The following is a 15930-nucleotide window of genomic DNA, read 5'->3' on the forward strand; positions in this document are numbered from 1 at the left end:
TGCCGCGCCGTCAGGCGGCGGACTTGCCCCGCACCGTGTCTTCCAGCTCGCCGAACGTCGGACGTTCCGTCGAGAACAGGACCTTGCGGCCGAACTCCACCGCCAGCGCCGGCGCGTAGCCGTTCAGGCTGGCCAGCAGGGCGACCTTGATGCACTCGAGCTGCTTGCTGCTTTCGCTCACCTTCTGTTCCAGCACCGAGGCAAGCGGCCCGACGATGCCGTAGGCCAGCAGAATGCCGACGAAGGTGCCGACCAGGGCGGCGCCGATCTTGGCACCCAGCACCGCGGGCGGATCGCCGACCGAGCCCATGACGTTGACCACGCCCATGACGGCGGCGACGATGCCGAAGGCCGGCAGGCCGTCGGCGATGCGCTGGATGGCGTGCGCCGGCACGCTGGCTTCCTGGTGGTGGGTGTCGATCTCCTGGTCCATCAGCGCCTCGAGCTCGAGCGGATTCAGGTTGCCGCTGACCATGAGCCGCAGGTAGTCGGTGACGAACTCGACCAGGTGCTCGTCGGCCAGCAACGCCGGATATTTCTGAAACAGCGGACTGTTCTGCGGCTCCTCGACATCGGCCTCGATGGACATCAGCCCCTCGCGCCGCACCCGGTTGAGGATCTCGTACAGCAGGGCGAGCAGGTCGAGGTAGCGCTGCTTGGTGAAGCGGGAACCGTGCAACGTGGTCGGCAGCGCCCTGAGCGTGGCCTTGACCACCTTGCTGGAATTGCCGCAGACGAAGGCGCCGATGGCGGCGCCGGCGATGATCACGAGTTCGAACGGCTGAAACAGCGCGCCCAGCGAGCCGCCGTGCATGGCGTAGCCGCCCAGCACTGACGCCCCAACGATGATGTAGCCAATGATGACGAGCATATAGAGTCCCCCCCTGCGCGTTGGCACGCCTCCCCGGGGGCCGATGCGGGCGGACCGGCGGAGCCGGATCCACCGCATCCTGGGCCGGACTCGCTGCCTGGCGTGGCGGCGGAGAACGATCCGGATATCCGGGGAAGCTATCCTGCGTGGGGTAATCCGGCTCCGGTGGCACATTGCGCGGAGCCATGAACGGGTTTTCGGCCACGCCGGGAAAAACTTGAGGCGCGGAAGATCGCAATCAGCGCGTGGAGGCCTTGGCCGCCTCCACGGCGCGCCGGGTCTTGCCGGCACGCGAAGGCATGTGGCATAAACCGCACACATACTGATGCGCCAGCTCGAAACTATGCGTGACGAACTCGCCGCCGCAACACGTGCAAGCGGTCATGCCGAGCATGCCCGCATCGAAGAACCGCGTCAGGCGCCAGGCCCGCGTGATCGACAGCACTTCGGGCATGCCGAGTTGCTGCACCTGCTCGCGATACAGGCGATAGGCGCGGATCAGGGCCTCCACCGCCGTCGTGTCCTCCATGCCGAGCTGGTGCCGGTGGATGTTCATGAACAGCGAAGCATGGATGTTCGGCTGCCAGGTCATGAACCAATCCGTCGAGAACGGCAGCATGCCCTTGGGAGGGGATTTGCCTCGGATCTCGCGATACAGGCGCAGCAGGCGCTCGCGCGACAGCTGCACCTCGGCCTCCAGTACCTGCAAGCGCGCGTCGAGCCGGATCAGCTCGGACGCGATCTCGATCTGCCGGGCTTCGGACAGCACGCTCTTAGCGCGGACCATGCGACCCCCGGGTACTACGTCTATGCACGGCGGGAAGGCTCAGGACGCGGCCATGGCGGCGGTGCGGCCGGCCATCAGAATGGCGGCGTGAATGCGGGGCGAAACGTCGTCGCGCTTGGGCGAGGAAAGAAGATTCCAGACCAGCGAGTCGTCGAAGCGAAAGCGGGCCAAGAGCATGCTCGAGCCGGCGATCTTGAGCAACTGGGCGGTCGTCAGCGACAGCAGGATGTCGGCCACCTCGCTCGAGATGCCCAGGCGATAAAGGGCCTCGCTGCGGTCCACCCGCAGCATTTGCTGCGCAAGCATCAGGTAAGTCAGGTTGGCGTCGCGGATTTCCTCGCTCAGCCGAGACATGGAGGAAGCCTCGGCCTTCGGGGCCTGCACGCCAACATCGACCACGTCGCAAACTTGACTCATCGCGATTCCTTTCAGGGAAATGCCCGGCTGGGGCAAGAGAAACACAAGCGTCCCCGTCCAAAACTCTTGGCGCAGACAACCAATTCAATATGTAAATTATCAGACACTTGTTACGAAATCGACATTGGAAGCCGGCTGGATTTCACGTCTGCCTAGGTAAACTCGGCTTGTAAGAATTTTTCTTACAAAAACTGTATCAGCTGTTTCATTTATACACCTAAATGCGAAACGTCATTCCACCCATGCAACGCGGCACGGCCGTGACCGAACAGGACCGCGACCTCCTGGAAGCGGCGCTGGAGTCGCTGCCCGCCGCCACCTGGGTGGTCGACCGCGACGGCCGCTACCGCTACGTGTCGCAAGCCTATGCGCAATTGATGGGCATGTCGGCCGCCGACTGCCTGGGCAGGACCATGGACGAGGTCATGCCGGCAACGCTTGCGCGCATCTATACGCTGCGCCACCGGCAACTGCTCGAGTCCCGCGCCCGCAAGCGCTTCGAGCAGATCTGGACAGTAGACGGCGAGCCCCGCTGGTTCGAGGTCCACATGAGCTGCCTGTGCAACGACGAGGGCGAAGCCGTCGCCGTCTCCGGCTATGCCCAGGACGTCACACAGCACATGGAGCAGCAGGAAGCGGCGCGCCGCATCCAGAACGAGCTCGAGAAGCGGGTGGCCCAGCGCACGCATCAGTTGAGCGTCATCAACGAAGAACTCGAGGCATTCTCCTACTCGGTGTCGCACGACCTGCGCGCCCCGCTGCGGCAGATCGCCGGCTTCGCCGAGCTGCTGGAAAGCCGGCTCGCCGGCCAGCTCGACGATGCCAATGCCAAGCACCTGCAGCACATCCTCGACAACGCGCACCGCATGGACGGGCTGATCGCCGACCTGCTGCAGCTCGCCCGCATCAACCAGAGCGGACTGCTCAAGACACAAGTGGACCTGACCGCCCTCGCCCGCGACACCGTCTCCAACCTGCGCAGCGCGCATCCCGGCCGGTCGGTCGAGGTGGAGCTGCCCGCCCCCACCTACGCCGAATGCGATGCCGGCCTGATGCGCATTGCGCTCGACAATCTGCTGGGCAACGCGTGGAAGTTCACGAGCAGGCAGGCCGAGGCCCGCATCCAGTTCGGCTGCTTCTCGCGCGGCGCCTGCACGATCTATTTCGTGCGCGACAACGGCGCGGGCTTCGACATGCAAAACGCCGAGCGCATGTTCGGCGCCTTCCAGCGCTTCCACCGGGCCAGCGACTTCCCCGGCACCGGCATCGGGCTGGCCACCGTCCGCCGCATCGTCAGCCGCCACGGCGGCCAGATCTGGGCCGAAAGCGCGCCCGGACAGGGCGCGACGTTCTACTTCACGCTGGAAACGCCAAGCTGACACGCCGGGCCCGCGCACGGCCACGCATCTCCGGGCTGCGCGGCGCATGGACCGTACGGGTGCGCCAATTCGGATCGAAGCGAGGAAACTTTAGCGGTATTTTTTTCCGTCCCGCCGCCTTCCCCTCCTAAAGTTTCGAGACCCCACCCCGTTAATTGCCTCAACGCGGCCGCGCTTGCACTACGCAAGAAAGTGTCGGCGGTGCTGGCACATCCGCTCTCGCACGCACCGCCGTCACATGGCCAAGGGGCAGTTGCGGAAGGACCTCCGGCCGCAGATGCATATGGCGGGCCCAAGGCCCGGAACGAAGATATGACTCACCCTCACGGAGATAAGTCATGGCACAAGTCATCAACACCAACATCGCTTCGCTCAACGCGCAGCGCAACCTGACCAGCTCGCAGAACGCGGTCAACACCTCGCTGCAGCGCCTCTCGACCGGCCTGCGCATCAACAGCGCCAAGGACGACGCCGCCGGCCTGGCGATCTCCGAGCGCATGACCACCCAGATCACCGGCCTGAACCAGGCCGTGCGCAACGCCAATGACGGCATCTCGCTGGCGCAGACCGCCGAAGGCGCTTTGAGCCAGATCGGCAGCAACCTGCAGCGCATCCGCGAACTGGCCGTGCAGTCGCGCAACGCGACCAACTCCGACAGCGACCGCATCGCGCTGCAAAAAGAAGTCTCGCAGCTGACCGCCGAAATCGACCGCGTCGCGCGCGACACGTCCTTCAACGGCACCAACCTGCTGGACGGCTCGTTCACCAGCAAGTCGTTCCAGGTCGGCGCCAACGCCGGCCAGCGCATCAGCATCGACAGCATCATCAACGCCAATACCTCGGCGCTGGGCACGAGCTACTCGGTTACCACCGCCGCCATCACCACTCCCGGAACGGCCGCGGCAGCCGGCGCGACCGCCTCCGCTCCCCCGACCGCAGCCAAGTTCGCCTCCATTGCCCCGGGCGGGATCTCCGTCACCGTGGGCGACGACACCACCGCGATCAACCTGGGCGAGATCGCCGCCGTCAGCGTGACGCCGGCTTCGAACGACGACGCCGACATCGACGCAGCCAACAAGGCCGCCATCCGCCAGCACCTGGAAAGCGTGGCGGCCGAAATCACCAAGGCCACCGGCGGCCGCGTCAACGCATCGATCAACGACGCGGGCGATGCGCTGGAACTGTCCTCGCTGGAGAAATTCGAGTTCGGCGGCGCGGCCGCCCCCAGCTACATCGACGGCGAATCCGGCGATGCTCAGGTCGGCTTCAAGAACCTGGACATCAAGACCGCCGCCAACGCCGACAAGGTCATCCTGGCCATGGATGCCGCGCTGAAGTCCATCAACGAGTCCCGTGCCGACCTGGGCGCCATCCAGAACCGGTTCAGCTCGGTGGTCTCGACGCTGCAGACCACGTCCGAGAACCTGTCTGCCTCGCGCAGCCGGATCATGGACGCCGACTTCGCCGCGGAAACCGCCTCGCTGACGCGCGGCCAGATCCTGCAGCAGGCCGGCACCGCGATGCTGGCCCAGGCCAACTCGCTGCCGAACAACGTCCTGACGCTGCTCCGCGGCTGATCGGCGTTTTCGAAGCCACGGCGGTCTCCCAAGGGGCCGCCCGCAAGGCCCATGCCGCAGGCTGGGCCTTTTGTTTTCGACGCCGGAACCCGGCAGTCCCCACCCTCAAGTTCCCCCGCATTTCCCCGATAACCCAGGCATAGCCATTCATTGCGCCGGCTCTTCCCGCCGCCTTCGCCCCTGGAGTCCTCATGAGCATCGCCGCCCTCGGCAACCCGGCAGACACACGCCCCAGCGTGACCGCGATGACGCCGGCCATTGCGCAGGTGTCGCCGCGCGGCACGTCGAACCAGCTCGATCCTTCGCTGCCCATCACGTCGCAGGTCCCGGATCTCGAGCAGTTGCAAGCCGCGGTCGACAATTTCAACCAGTTCATCCCGTTGGCCACCCACAACCTGACCTTCAGCATCGACGAGGACAGCGGTACCGTCGTCGTCAAGATCGTCGACGGCGACACGCAGGACGTCATCCGCCAGATTCCGTCCGAGCAGGCCCTGGCCTTGAGCCGGTCGCTGGATCAACTCAAGGGACTGCTGCTCGACGGCAAGGCCTGAGCCGCATCCCCATGGTTAAAAGGAGCCCATCTTGGCAAGCGTAGGATCCGCCCTCGGCATCGGCTCGGGGCTCGACTTGACGACCCTGCTGTCCAACCTGATGGCGGCCGAGTCGGTGCCGCTGACCAAACTGCAGACGCAGGAAGCTAGCGCCCAATCGAAGATCTCGGCGTACGGGCAGCTTCGCAGCGCGCTGTCGACGCTGCGCGACGCGGTCAAGGCCCTGACCCCCGAGAAATTCAACGGCGCGGGCGCTTCAACGTCGGCTTCCGACGTGGCCACCGCGACGGCGACCAACGCCGCCACCAAGGGCACGTATGCGCTCGAGGTCGTATCGCTGGCGAAGGCGGAAAAAGCCGTCAGCGCCGGCCTGGCCGACGGCAAGGCGCTGGTGCAGCCGGGCAAGCTCACGTTCACCTTCGGCAGCGTCGAAGGAGGAGCCTTCGTACCGGGCTCGGGCGGAGCCAAGACCGTGACGATCGAAGACGGCAAGAACACGCTCGAGGGCGTGCGCGACGCCATCAATAAGGCCGACATCGGCGTGACGGCCTCGCTCATCACCGACGGCAGCGGCACCCGGCTCGTGCTGACGGCCAAGGAGACCGGCGAGGCCCAGGCCTTCAGGATCACGGCGGCCGGAACGCCCGGGGGCACGGGTACGCCGCTCTCGTTCCTCGATTACGACCCGTCCACCGCCCCCGAGTACAGCGCTGGCGCGGCCAGCCAGATGAGCAGGCTGCAAAAGGCCGCCGACGCCCAGTTCACGATCGACGGGCTGGTCATGTCGAGCGCCGGCAACAAGGTCGACACCGCGATCGACGGCGTCACGCTGAACCTGGTCAAGGCCGGCAGCAGCACGATCACGATAGGCAACGACACTTCCAAAGGCCGCGCCGCGCTGCAATCGATGGTCGACGCCTACAACAAGCTCCTGACCACGGCCAACTCGCTGGCGGTCAACACGCCCAGCGCGACCAAGGGAGAGGCCGGCACCACCGGCCCCCTGGCGGGCGACAGCCTGGTGCGCGACGTGATGTCCCGGATCCGCAACGAGGTCTTCGGCCCGGTCCAGGGCGCCAAGGGCCAATACACCTCGCTCGCCTCGATAGGCGTCAGCTTCCAGGCCGATGGCACGCTCAAGCTCGACACTGCCCGGTTCGACAAGGCGATGGCCTCCGATGCCGACGCCATCGCCAAGCTCTTCGACCCGCAAGCCTATGGCGACGGCCGGAACATCGCCGAGCGCTTCACCGCCGAACTCGACGCCGTGGTCAATGCCAAGGGCCTGATCGACTCTCGCGTGGACGGCCTGAATTCCACCACCAAGACCTTGCAGAACCAGCAGGTGCAACTGCAGGGCCGGCTCAAGCAGATCGAGGCCAGATACCGGGCGCAATTCACCGCGCTCGATTCGGTGCTCACTCAGATGAACAACACTTCCAGCTTTCTGAGCCAACAGCTCGAAGCCCTCAAGGGCCTGCGTTCGTAGCGGGCCGGGAGAACGACGTGTCAGGATTCGCAAGCTTCGGCGCCCGGGCCTATGCCAGCATAGGTGTGGAAACCGGCGTCTCGACCTCCAGCCCGCATGCGCTCATCCTCATGCTGTACGATGGCGCGCTGGCCTCGCTGCGGCGCGCCCAGGGATGCATACAGGCCAACGATCCGGCGGGCAAGACCCAGGCCGTCTCGCGGGCCGCGCGCATCATCGACGAAGGCCTGCGGGCCAGCCTCGACCACAAGGCGGGCGGCGACATCGCCGGCCAGCTCAATGCCTTGTACGACTACATGTGCCGGCGTGCGCTGCAGGCCAGCATCGACAACGACGGCGCCGTCCTGGAAGAAGTCGCGCAGTTGCTGGAAGGCTTGCGCGACGCATGGGCCTCCATCGAACCCAAGACCCAAGCTGCCGCCTGATTCGGCAAGGAGATCGCGATGTCGGCCACACCGTCCAGAGGTGCCTCCCCCGCAGTGCAGGACCCCGTCCCGGCCGGCGCCCCGCTGCTGGCGGCCTACGCGGAGCTTGCGCGGCTGAGCGCCGCCATGCTGGATGCCGCAAGGCGCGGCGACTGGGACGAAGTCGCATCGCATGAAGCCGAATGCGCGCGCCGCACGGAACACCTGCGGCAATTGGCGTCCCCCGGCACGGAATCCCTGGCCGAGGCCGAGCGCGAGCACTGCATCGCCCTCATCCAGCAGGTGCTCGCCGACGACGCCGCCATCCGCGATCTCGCCCAGCCCTGGATGAAGGAGCTCGAGCAAATCATCCGCCCCACCCGGCCCCGCCACCCGGTCTATTCGTCCTTCCGCTAGCCCCCACCGGACATGCCCTCGCCCAGCTTCCGTTCGAGTCACGCGGCGGCACCCCGCGCGCAATGCGGCTTGGTGCACAATACGCGGCCGTCATGGACGGTTACTGGAGATCGGTTTGGTAGATAGTCGCCAGGCCCGCGCAATCACCGGCGTCGCGCCGGTACAGAGCTGGGAGCGTTACCGCGAGGACGCGCGCGAGGCCATCCTGGCCCGGCTGCTCAACGTCCCGGGTTCGCGCGCGGGCGGCGCCAGCGCGCGGCCGCCCGGCGGCACGGCGTTGCCGCACGGGCTCGTGCGCGCGACGGTCATCCAGGCCAACAACGAGAACGAGGCGCTGGTCGACATAGGCGGCAAGCCTTATCTCGTCAACACCCGCCAGGCACTGAGCCCTGGCGCGAACGTCATCCTGCGCCTGCTGGACGACCGCACCTTTCTCCAGGGTCAAGGGCTGGGCAAGGCCGGGCTGCGCGAACCGGGCGAACGCGAGGCGCGGAGCGGGCCGGGCACGGCCTCGGGACCCGCGCCCGCCGCGGGCGACAAGGCCGATCGCGCCGGCGCGGCCGCCTCGCCGCGCGGCGTTTCGCCCGTCCCCCTGCCGGCGCTGGCGGAACTCAAGACCGAGACCGGCGACACGAAAATCCAGTTGAGCGGCTCGGCCCGCCTGCTGTTCGCCCTGGTGAGCGAAGGTGGCGGGCTGCAACGCGGCGTTCCGCTCGCCTCGCTGAACATCGCCGCCGATACCGCCCCCGCCGTGGCGGCGCAACGCATGCAACAGGCCATCGAACACTCCGGCCTGTTCTACGAATCGCACCTGCAGGAATGGCGGGAGGGCCGGCGCTCGCTGGAAGCGCTGCGCGCCGAACCCCAGGCCGCCTTCTCCCCTGGCCCCCCGCCCCGGACTCCGCCCGAAGCCCCCTCGTCCGCGCCCGCGGCGCAGCCTCCGTCTACGCCCGAGCAAAACGCCGCAAAGGGTTTGCAAGCCGCGCTTGGCGCAATACCCGCGGACATGCGCCCCCTGGTGCAGGACCAGATCGCCCTGCTGGCGAGCGGACGCTTGCTGCTCGAGGGCACATGGGGCGAACAGCCCTTCACACTCGAGGTGGAACCGGATGCCGACAGCCGGCACGATCCCGACCTGCCCCTGGCCTGGCGCGTGCGCATCCAGGTGGATACGCCTCACCTGGGCAAGCTGGAAGTCAACGTGTCCCTATCCGGCACGGACGCCCAGGTGGCGATCCGCCCCGACACCAAGGCACTGCGCGGTCAACGGCTGCGCGACGTACAGGCGCAGCTGGCCGCCGGCGGACTGGATCTGCAGCAAGCCCTGGACAGCCAGGGCCTGCGGATGTCCGACCTGCGCATCGCCACCGCTTCCCGCTCGCCCGCCCGCACATGAAGGATTCCGACAGCTCCCCCGAGACACCCGGGGACGACGATGACCCCAAGCGCAGCCTGGCCGTCGCCCTGCGCTACGAAAAAGAACGCAAGACGCCCATCGTGGTGGCCAAGGGCAGCGGCCTGATCGCCGAGGAAATCCTGCGCCGCGCCAAGGAGGCGGGCGTGTTCGTCCACAGTTCGCGCGAACTGATCGATCTGTTGATGAAGGTGGATCTGGATGCGCGCATCCCGCCGTCGCTCTACGTGGCGGTGGCCGAGGTACTGGCCTGGGTCTACCGGCAGGACGAAGCCGCGGCCCGGCGCGCGGAAGCGCCCTGAAACGGCCCGCGCGCCGCGCTACACCTGCATGTTCATGACTTCGTTGTAGGCGGCGATGACGCGGTTGCGGGCCTGGGCCAGCATCTGGAACGACAGGCTGGCCTTGTTCATCGCGATCATGGTGGTTTCCAGGCCGACCTCGGGGTCGCCCTGCTGGTAGGCCTTTTGCAGGGCGGAAGCTTCGCCCTGGGCGCGCTGCACGCTCTGGATGGCCTCGACCAGCACGTTCGAGAACGCGCCGGCCGCCGGGGCCGGAGACGCGCCCTGCGCCAGCGAGTCGGGGCGCGCCAGCATCTGGGCGGCACGCGCCATGCCGGCGGGCTGGCCCTGGGAAGATGCGAGCACGTCGTGGATCCGGTCCATCTGCATTTCCATGGTGGCTGATCCCTGCATGATAGAAGCGACCACGCTTTTCCAGCCGGGGAAGTACAGGGGCAAATCCCGCTTATTCCTTCCTTGGCCGTAACATTCCGCATCAAATAATACAAGCCGTAGAAAATGGGACGCTCGCCAGGGCGTCCCGACTTTTGGCATTCGGAGCCCGCTTCAGTACATGGCCGACGACACGCAGAACCCGCCCGCCGCCGGGGCCCCACGCAACAAGCTCTTGGAGGCGTTCGGCAGGCTGCCCGCGCGCCACCGGCTGGCCCTGCTCGTGGGCATTCCCATGCTCGTGGCCATTGTGGTCGCCACCCTGCTCTGGACCCGCGCGCCCGAGTATCGCGTGCTGTTCAGCGGCCTTTCCGACCAGGACGGCGGCACCATCATCGCGGCGCTGCAACAGCAGAAAGTCCCCTATCGCGTGGCCGACGGCGGCAGCGTCATCCTGGTGCCGCCCGACCAGGTGCACGAAGTGCGGCTGCGGCTGGCCTCGCAAGGATTGCCCCGCGCGGGCAACGTCGGCTTCGAGCTGATGGACAACAGCCGCCTCGGCCTCACCCAGTTCCAGGAACAGGTCAACTACCAGCGCGCGCTCGAAGGCGAACTGGCGCGCTCGATCCAGAGCCTGGGCACGGTCAAGAGCGCCCGCGTCCATCTTGCCATTCCCAAGCCCAGCATCTTCATGCGCGAGCAGAACCGGCCCACCGCATCGGTGCTGGTGCAAATGCTGCCCGGCCGGGTGCTCGAGCGCGGCCAGGTGGCCGGCATCGTCCACCTGGTGTCCTCCTCGGTGCCCCAACTGGCGCCCGGCGCGGTGAGCGTGGTCGACCAGACCGGCACGCTGCTGTCGGCCGACGATACCGATCCCAACGGCCTGGACGCGACCCAGCTCGAGTACCTGCGCACCATGGAGCGCCAGTACACGCGCCGCATCGCCGAGCTGATCTCGCCCATCGTCGGGGCGCAGAACCTGCGCGCCCAGGTAGCGATCGACCTGGACTTCAGCCGGCACGAGCAGACCGACGAGATTTACCGTCCCAACGGCGGCGCGCCGGAGCAGGCCGCCATCCGCAGCCGCCAGAGCTCGGAGTCGCGCGAACCTGCCATGGGCGCGGACGGCGGCGTACCCGGCTCGCTCAGCAATACGCCGCCCGGCGTGGCCATCGCGCCGACCACGGGCGGCGCGCCGACCAACCCGCCGGCGCCCGGCACCCAGCAGCAGCCCGCGCAGAACGTCAAGCGCGCCGACACCACGAACTACGAGCTCGACAAGACCGTGCGCTACGTGCGCGAGCCGGTGGGCCGCATCAAGCGCCTGTCGGCCGCGGTGGTGGTCAACCACCGCACCAGCGTGGTCAAGGGGGAAACCGTAAGCACCCCGCTCAGCGACGCGGAGCTGGCGCAGATCAAGGCCCTGGTGAGCGAGGCGGTGGGATTCGATCCACAGCGGCGCGACTCGGTCTCGGTCATCAGCATTCCTTTCAACGAGACGGCCGGCGACGCGTCCGCCGAACAGGCATTCTGGCAGCAGCCGGAATTCGTCAACCTGGCGCGCGACATCGGCGTGGCGCTGGTGCTGGCGCTGGCCGTGCTCTACCTCATCATCGGCGTCATCCGCCCCGCCATCAAGCAGCTGACGGCCCCGCCCCCGCCTCCCGATCCGGTTTTCCAGGCGGTCGATCCTGCGGCCGCCGTCGAGGCGGCCGCCGAAGCCGCCGCCGAGGACCTGCCGGAAGATCCGCTGGAAAAAGTCCGCCGCTTCGCGCGCGAGAATCCGCAGATCGTCGCCACCGTCATCCGCCAGTGGGTCAACGATGCGCAATAGGAAAGAGAATGCGTACGGAGCCGTGCGCGGCCGATCTCCGGAACGGGCCTCCGGCGCGGGTGAGCTGTCATGACGAATGTTGCCAATATGGATACCGAACAAGGCGTGACCGACGGCGCCATCCTGCTGCTGACCCTCGGCGAGGAAGAAGCGGCCGAGGTGCTCAAGTACCTGTCGCCGCGCGAAGTGCAAAAACTGGGTACGGCAATGGCCGGCATGCAGGGCATCGCCCGCGAGGCCATGGACCAGGTAATCCAGCGTTTCGAGACGGACATCGGCGCGCATACCGGTCTGGGCGCCGATGCCGATGCCTATCTGCGCAGCGTGCTGACCAAAGCGCTGGGCGCCGACAAGGCCGGGTTCCTGCTCGACCGGATCCTGCATACCGGCGATACCTCCGGCATCGAAAGCCTGAAGTGGATGGACCCGGCAAGCGTGGCCGAGCTGATTCGCCACGAGCACCCGCAGATCATCGCCTCGATCCTGGTCCATCTCGAAGCCGACCAGTCGGCCGCGGTGATCAACCACCTGACCGAGCGCGTGCGCGCCGACGTGCTGTTGCGCATCGCCACGCTGGACGGCATCCAGCCCGCGGCCCTGCGCGAGCTGAACGACGTGTTGCTGAAGATGCTGTCGGGCAATGAGCAGATCAAGCGCCGCAAGCTGGGCGGCGTCAAGACCGCGGCCGACATACTGAACTATGTCGGCTCCTCGTCGGAGCACCAGATCCTCTCCATCGTCAAGCAGGTGGACACGGAACTGGCCCAGCGCATCATCGACGAGATGTTCACTTTCGAGAACCTGATCGACGCCGACGACCGCGGCATGCAACTGCTGCTGCGCGAAGTCACGCCCGATTCGCTCATCCTCGCGCTCAAGGGCGCCAGCGCCGAACTGCGGGCCAAGGTGTTCCGCTGCATGCCGACCCGCGCCGCGCAGCAGCTGCGCGAAGACCTCGAGGTCCGGGGTCCGGTCAAGATATCCGAGGTCGAAGCCCAGCAAAAGGAAATCCTGAAGATCGCCCGCCGCCTGACCGAATCCGGCGACCTGGCGGTGAACGGCATCGGCGAGGAGCAATATGTCTGAGCCCTTGCTGGCGCCGAAGCGGATACTGCGGGCCGAGGAAGGCCGGCACCTCCCCGTCTGGCGACTGGACACCTTCGTCGATGGCTCGCTGCAGGCCGGGTCGCGGCGCCAGCCGCAGACCGCCGAGGAAAAGCGGGCCATCCAGCTTGCGCTGGCCTCCGCCCGGCAAGAGGCCGAACGGCGCGCGCGCGAAGAAGCCGCCGCGCCGGCCGCCGCCGAGGCACTTCCGGCCCCCCCGCCCGCGCCCGCCGAACCGGCGCCGGCGGTGGATCCGGCCGAGGTGGAGCGCATCAAGACCGCCGCCTTCGACGAGGGCTACGCGGCCGGGTACGACCACGGCGGCGCCGCCGCCCGGCAGGAAGCCGAACGGCTGCGGGCGATCGCGCAGGCCGCGTCCGGCGTATTCGACCGCTTTGAAAGCGAACTAGCGCCACGCCTGCTGGCCCTGGCCGTCGACATCGCGCGCCAGGTCATCCAGCGCGAACTCTCGCTCGACAACAACGTGGTGCTGGCGGTGGTGCGGGACGCGTTCAACCAGCTCATCGGCGGGGAAACGGGCAAGCAACTGCTGCTGCATCCGGCCGACGTGCAACTGGTGCGGGCTCACCTGGGAGAAGAACTCGAACTGGGCCAATGGAAGATCGTCGAGGATGCCGGCATCGAGGCCGGGGGCTGCCGCATCGCCACCCACCAGTCCGATATCGACGCCACGCTGCCGACGCGCTGGAAGCGCACGCTTGCGGCGCTGGGCCAGGACGCGCCCTGGAGCGACCGCGGTGCATGACCCCGCAGCCAGCCTCGCCCGCTTCCTGGACGGCTGCGCCGCCCGTGTGCGCACGGCCGCGCCCGTCGCGGCCTCGGGCCGCCTGACGCGCGTGGCCGGACTGGTCATGGAAGCGACGGGGCTGAAACTGCCGGTGGGGAGCACGTGCCGCGTCGTCCAGGGACAGGATCGCGCCGCCGAGGCCGAAGTCGTGGGATTCAACGGCGAACGCCTGTTCCTGATGCCATCCACCGAAATCCACGGACTGACCGCCGGCTCGCTGGTCATGCCGCTCGAAGTCCAGCGGCTCGCCCCCTCCTATCCCGACGGAGCGGAACCGGGAGCGGACGGCGCCGCGCCGGAAGAGACCACCAAGCACCTGCCCGTGGGCGATGCGCTCCTGGGTCGGGTGGTCGACGGCGCCGGCCGGCCGCTCGACCGGCTGGGGCCGATCTCCGCCGCCCATCGCGCGCCGCTGGCCGCTCGGCCGGTCAACCCCATCGAGCGGCAACCGATCGAGCGGCCGCTGGACGTGGGAGTGCGCGCCATCAACGCCATGCTGACCGTGGGCCGAGGGCAACGCATGGGATTGTTCGCCGGATCGGGCGTGGGCAAGAGCGTGCTGCTCGGCATGATGGCCCGCTACACCGAAGCCGATGTCACGGTAGTGGGATTGATCGGCGAACGCGGCCGCGAAGTCAAGGAGTTCATCGACCAGATCCTCGGCCCGGAAGGACTGGCCCGTTCCGTCGTCGTCGCCGCACCGGCCGATGCCGCGCCCCTGATGCGCCTGCAGGGCGCGGCCTATGCCACCGTGCTGGCCGAGCATTTCCGCGACCAGGGCAAGAACGTGCTGCTGATCATGGACTCGCTCACCCGCTACGCCATGGCCCAGCGCGAGATCGCCCTGGCCATCGGCGAACCGCCTGCCACCAAGGGCTATCCGCCCTCGGTATTCGCCAAGCTGCCAGCGCTGGTGGAGCGGGCCGGCAACGGCACGCACGGCGCCGGATCGATTACCGCCTTCTATACCGTACTGACCGAAGGCGACGACCAGCAGGACCCCATCGCCGACTCCGCGCGCGCCATCCTCGATGGCCACATCGTACTGAACCGCGCGCTCGCCGACACCGGCCACTATCCGGCCATCGACATCGAGCAGTCGATCTCTCGCGCCATGCACAATATCGTCGGCGCGGACCAGCAGCGCCACGCCAGGACGCTCAAGAAGCTGTTCTCCCGCTACCAGCGGTCGCGCGACCTCATCCAGGTCGGCGCCTACGTCCCGGGCACCGACCCCGAGCTCGACCAGGCCATCGCCGCGCACGACAGCATCAGCAACTTCCTGCAGCAGGACATGCAGGCGCGCGCGCCGTTCCCCGAAAGCCTGTCCCTCATGACCGCCATCGCCGAGCATTTCGGCGGTGCCGCCTGATCCCGAGAAGCCCCAGAGGCCCGCCATGACGTCCACCTCCACCCTCGCCACGCTGATCGAACTTGCCGAAGGCCGCAAGAACAAGGCCGCCCAGGAGTTCGCCCAGGCTGCCGCGGCGCATTCCCGCGCCCGCGAGCGCCTGGTGCTGATCGAGAACTACCGGTCCGACTACGAGACCCGCATGCGCAACCAGACGGGCATCGGCATGGACGGCACGCTGGTCGGCAACTACGCGCGCTTCATCCAGCAATTGACCGAGGCCGTCGACCAGCAGAAGCGGGAAGTGGAACGCTGCGCCTCGCACATGAACGCCACCCGCGCGGCCTTCTTCAACGAGGAGCGCAAGCTCAAGTCCCTGGAAATCCTGGCCCAGCGCGAAGCGCAGCGCCTGGAAACGTCGGAGGCCAAGCGCCTGCAGAAACAGATCGACGAATTCGCCAACCGCCGCAGCTTCGGCACGCCCACCGGATACGCGCTATGAATGCCCTGCCCGCCGCGCACCTCGCCCTGCCCATCGCGCCCCCGTCTTCGGCTGCTTCCGACTCGGCCCAGGCCGACGAACGCTTCGGCGAGCACCTGGCATCGGCCGCACAGGCCCTGGATCACCCCGCCTCGTCCGGCCCGGCCCGGCCCGGCGACGCGCCTGCCGGCCCGCGAGCCGACACGGAGGACGAGGACGAAAACCCACCGGCCACCGACCCCGCGCCTGACCTTCCCTGGTTGTCGCAGTGGGCCGGCTACGCGGCGCAGCCCGCCTCGTCCGCCCCGGCGCCGGCGGCCGCAAACGCCGCCGCAGGCGCCGGGGCGGACGCGCTCTCGGCGATCGGGG

17 protein-coding genes and 1 pseudogene are annotated in these 15930 nt (G+C 67.7%); 14 read left to right on the plus strand and 4 right to left on the minus strand.

The features are described 5' to 3' along the window. Positions 1 to 10 precede the first annotated feature (10 nt). The 3 genes from motA to flhD all read right to left on the minus strand — a co-directional run bounded on the left by motA (position 11) and on the right by flhD (position 2012). On the minus strand, positions 11 to 871 hold the full coding sequence (motA, locus tag CDO44_RS16920; RefSeq protein ID WP_087781424.1) for a flagellar motor stator protein MotA: 861 nt from the start codon (positions 869 to 871) through the stop codon (positions 11 to 13). A gap of 238 nt (positions 872 to 1109) precedes the next feature. Next, positions 1110 to 1658: a flagellar transcriptional regulator FlhC gene (gene flhC / locus CDO44_RS16925; RefSeq protein WP_087781425.1), complete on the minus strand. Its 549-nt coding sequence runs from the start codon at positions 1656 to 1658 to the stop codon at positions 1110 to 1112. 39 nt (positions 1659 to 1697) lie between these two features. Continuing rightward, a complete protein-coding gene (flhD, locus tag CDO44_RS16930) occupies positions 1698 to 2012 on the minus strand; it encodes a flagellar transcriptional regulator FlhD (RefSeq protein ID WP_087781475.1) in 315 nt (104 codons plus the stop codon). Positions 2013 to 2317: 305 nt separating this feature from the next. Here flhD and CDO44_RS16935 point away from each other — a divergent pair, with 305 nt between their 5' ends. The 8 genes from CDO44_RS16935 to CDO44_RS16970 all read left to right on the plus strand — a co-directional run bounded on the left by CDO44_RS16935 (position 2318) and on the right by CDO44_RS16970 (position 9611). Continuing rightward, a complete protein-coding gene (locus CDO44_RS16935; RefSeq protein WP_158213316.1) occupies positions 2318 to 3454 on the plus strand; it encodes a PAS domain-containing protein in 1137 nt (378 codons plus the stop codon). Between the two features lie 338 nt (positions 3455 to 3792). Then, on the plus strand, positions 3793 to 5031 hold the full coding sequence (locus tag CDO44_RS16940) for a flagellin (protein WP_087781427.1): 1239 nt from the start codon (positions 3793 to 3795) through the stop codon (positions 5029 to 5031). Positions 5032 to 5222: 191 nt separating this feature from the next. Continuing rightward, positions 5223 to 5585, plus strand: coding sequence for a flagellar protein FlaG (locus tag CDO44_RS16945; RefSeq protein ID WP_087781428.1), 363 nt, complete (start codon positions 5223 to 5225; stop codon positions 5583 to 5585). Positions 5586 to 5616: 31 nt separating this feature from the next. After that, positions 5617 to 7074, plus strand: coding sequence for a flagellar filament capping protein FliD (gene fliD / locus CDO44_RS16950; protein WP_087781429.1), 1458 nt, complete (start codon positions 5617 to 5619; stop codon positions 7072 to 7074). A 17-nt stretch (positions 7075 to 7091) separates the two neighbouring features. Next, positions 7092 to 7499, plus strand: coding sequence for a flagellar export chaperone FliS (fliS, locus tag CDO44_RS16955; RefSeq protein WP_087781430.1), 408 nt, complete (start codon positions 7092 to 7094; stop codon positions 7497 to 7499). A gap of 18 nt (positions 7500 to 7517) precedes the next feature. Further along, positions 7518 to 7895, plus strand: a complete 378-nt coding sequence (locus CDO44_RS16960) for a flagellar protein FliT (RefSeq protein ID WP_087781431.1) — start codon at positions 7518 to 7520, stop codon at positions 7893 to 7895. A 115-nt stretch (positions 7896 to 8010) separates the two neighbouring features. Continuing rightward, positions 8011 to 9291 carry a flagellar hook-length control protein FliK gene (locus CDO44_RS16965; RefSeq protein WP_087781432.1) on the plus strand — a complete coding sequence of 427 codons (1281 nt, stop codon included), beginning with the start codon at positions 8011 to 8013 and terminating at the stop codon, positions 9289 to 9291. Continuing rightward, entirely contained in the window at positions 9288 to 9611 is a 324-nt protein-coding gene (locus tag CDO44_RS16970; protein WP_087781433.1) for an EscU/YscU/HrcU family type III secretion system export apparatus switch protein, read from the plus strand. Before CDO44_RS16965 ends, CDO44_RS16970 begins: the two co-directional genes overlap by 4 nt. 18 nt (positions 9612 to 9629) lie before the next feature. On the opposite strand, the gene fliE is transcribed toward CDO44_RS16970, so the two are convergent. Continuing rightward, positions 9630 to 9974, minus strand: coding sequence for a flagellar hook-basal body complex protein FliE (gene fliE, locus CDO44_RS16975; protein ID WP_233146227.1), 345 nt, complete (start codon positions 9972 to 9974; stop codon positions 9630 to 9632). A gap of 190 nt (positions 9975 to 10164) precedes the next feature. Between fliE and fliF the strand changes: the two genes are divergently transcribed. The 6 genes and pseudogenes from fliF to CDO44_RS17005 all read left to right on the plus strand — a co-directional run. Beyond that, positions 10165 to 11817: a flagellar basal-body MS-ring/collar protein FliF gene (gene fliF / locus CDO44_RS16980; protein ID WP_087781435.1), complete on the plus strand. Its 1653-nt coding sequence runs from the start codon at positions 10165 to 10167 to the stop codon at positions 11815 to 11817. Positions 11818 to 11904: 87 nt separating this feature from the next. Then, on the plus strand, positions 11905 to 12903 hold the full coding sequence (fliG, locus tag CDO44_RS16985; protein WP_087781436.1) for a flagellar motor switch protein FliG: 999 nt from the start codon (positions 11905 to 11907) through the stop codon (positions 12901 to 12903). Continuing rightward, the gene (locus CDO44_RS28130) at positions 12896 to 13687 is read left to right on the plus strand and encodes a flagellar assembly protein FliH (protein ID WP_087781437.1); all 792 of its coding nucleotides are present in this window, start codon (positions 12896 to 12898) and stop codon (positions 13685 to 13687) included. The genes fliG and CDO44_RS28130 overlap by 8 nt, the downstream gene beginning before the upstream one ends. A gap of 91 nt (positions 13688 to 13778) precedes the next feature. Beyond that, positions 13779 to 15101, plus strand: a complete 1323-nt coding sequence (fliI, locus tag CDO44_RS16995; RefSeq protein WP_369824689.1) for a flagellar protein export ATPase FliI — start codon at positions 13779 to 13781, stop codon at positions 15099 to 15101. Between the two features lie 25 nt (positions 15102 to 15126). Then, entirely contained in the window at positions 15127 to 15582 is a 456-nt protein-coding gene (gene fliJ / locus CDO44_RS17000; RefSeq protein ID WP_087781439.1) for a flagellar export protein FliJ, read from the plus strand. Next, positions 15579 to 15930: pseudogene (locus tag CDO44_RS17005) on the plus strand (hypothetical protein); the annotation flags it as partial. The gene fliJ and the pseudogene CDO44_RS17005, both read left to right, overlap by 4 nt.

The sequence above is a fragment of the Pigmentiphaga sp. NML080357 genome, from assembly GCF_002188465.1.
Lineage (GTDB): Bacteria > Pseudomonadota > Gammaproteobacteria > Burkholderiales > Burkholderiaceae_B > Pigmentiphaga.

Excerpts from the sequence above, each read along its gene's own strand:
- flhC (WP_087781425.1), bottom strand. The coding sequence starts at position 1,658 with ATGGTCCGCGCTAAGAGCGTGCTGTCCGAAGCCCGGCAGATCGAGATC.
- flhD (WP_087781475.1), bottom strand. The coding sequence starts at position 2,012 with ATGTCTCGGCTGAGCGAGGAAATCCGCGACGCCAACCTGACTTACCTG.
- fliF (WP_087781435.1), top strand. The coding sequence starts at position 10,165 with ATGGCCGACGACACGCAGAACCCGCCCGCCGCCGGGGCCCCACGCAAC.
- CDO44_RS16960 (WP_087781431.1), top strand. The coding sequence starts at position 7,518 with ATGTCGGCCACACCGTCCAGAGGTGCCTCCCCCGCAGTGCAGGACCCC.
- CDO44_RS16940 (WP_087781427.1), top strand. The coding sequence starts at position 3,793 with ATGGCACAAGTCATCAACACCAACATCGCTTCGCTCAACGCGCAGCGC.
- fliG (WP_087781436.1), top strand. The coding sequence starts at position 11,905 with ATGGATACCGAACAAGGCGTGACCGACGGCGCCATCCTGCTGCTGACC.
- CDO44_RS16945 (WP_087781428.1), top strand. The coding sequence starts at position 5,223 with ATGAGCATCGCCGCCCTCGGCAACCCGGCAGACACACGCCCCAGCGTG.
- fliE (WP_233146227.1), bottom strand. The coding sequence starts at position 9,974 with ATGGACCGGATCCACGACGTGCTCGCATCTTCCCAGGGCCAGCCCGCC.
- CDO44_RS28130 (WP_087781437.1), top strand. The coding sequence starts at position 12,896 with ATGTCTGAGCCCTTGCTGGCGCCGAAGCGGATACTGCGGGCCGAGGAA.
- CDO44_RS16935 (WP_158213316.1), top strand. The coding sequence starts at position 2,318 with ATGCAACGCGGCACGGCCGTGACCGAACAGGACCGCGACCTCCTGGAA.
- motA (WP_087781424.1), bottom strand. The coding sequence starts at position 871 with ATGCTCGTCATCATTGGCTACATCATCGTTGGGGCGTCAGTGCTGGGC.
- fliJ (WP_087781439.1), top strand. The coding sequence starts at position 15,127 with ATGACGTCCACCTCCACCCTCGCCACGCTGATCGAACTTGCCGAAGGC.
- CDO44_RS16970 (WP_087781433.1), top strand. The coding sequence starts at position 9,288 with ATGAAGGATTCCGACAGCTCCCCCGAGACACCCGGGGACGACGATGAC.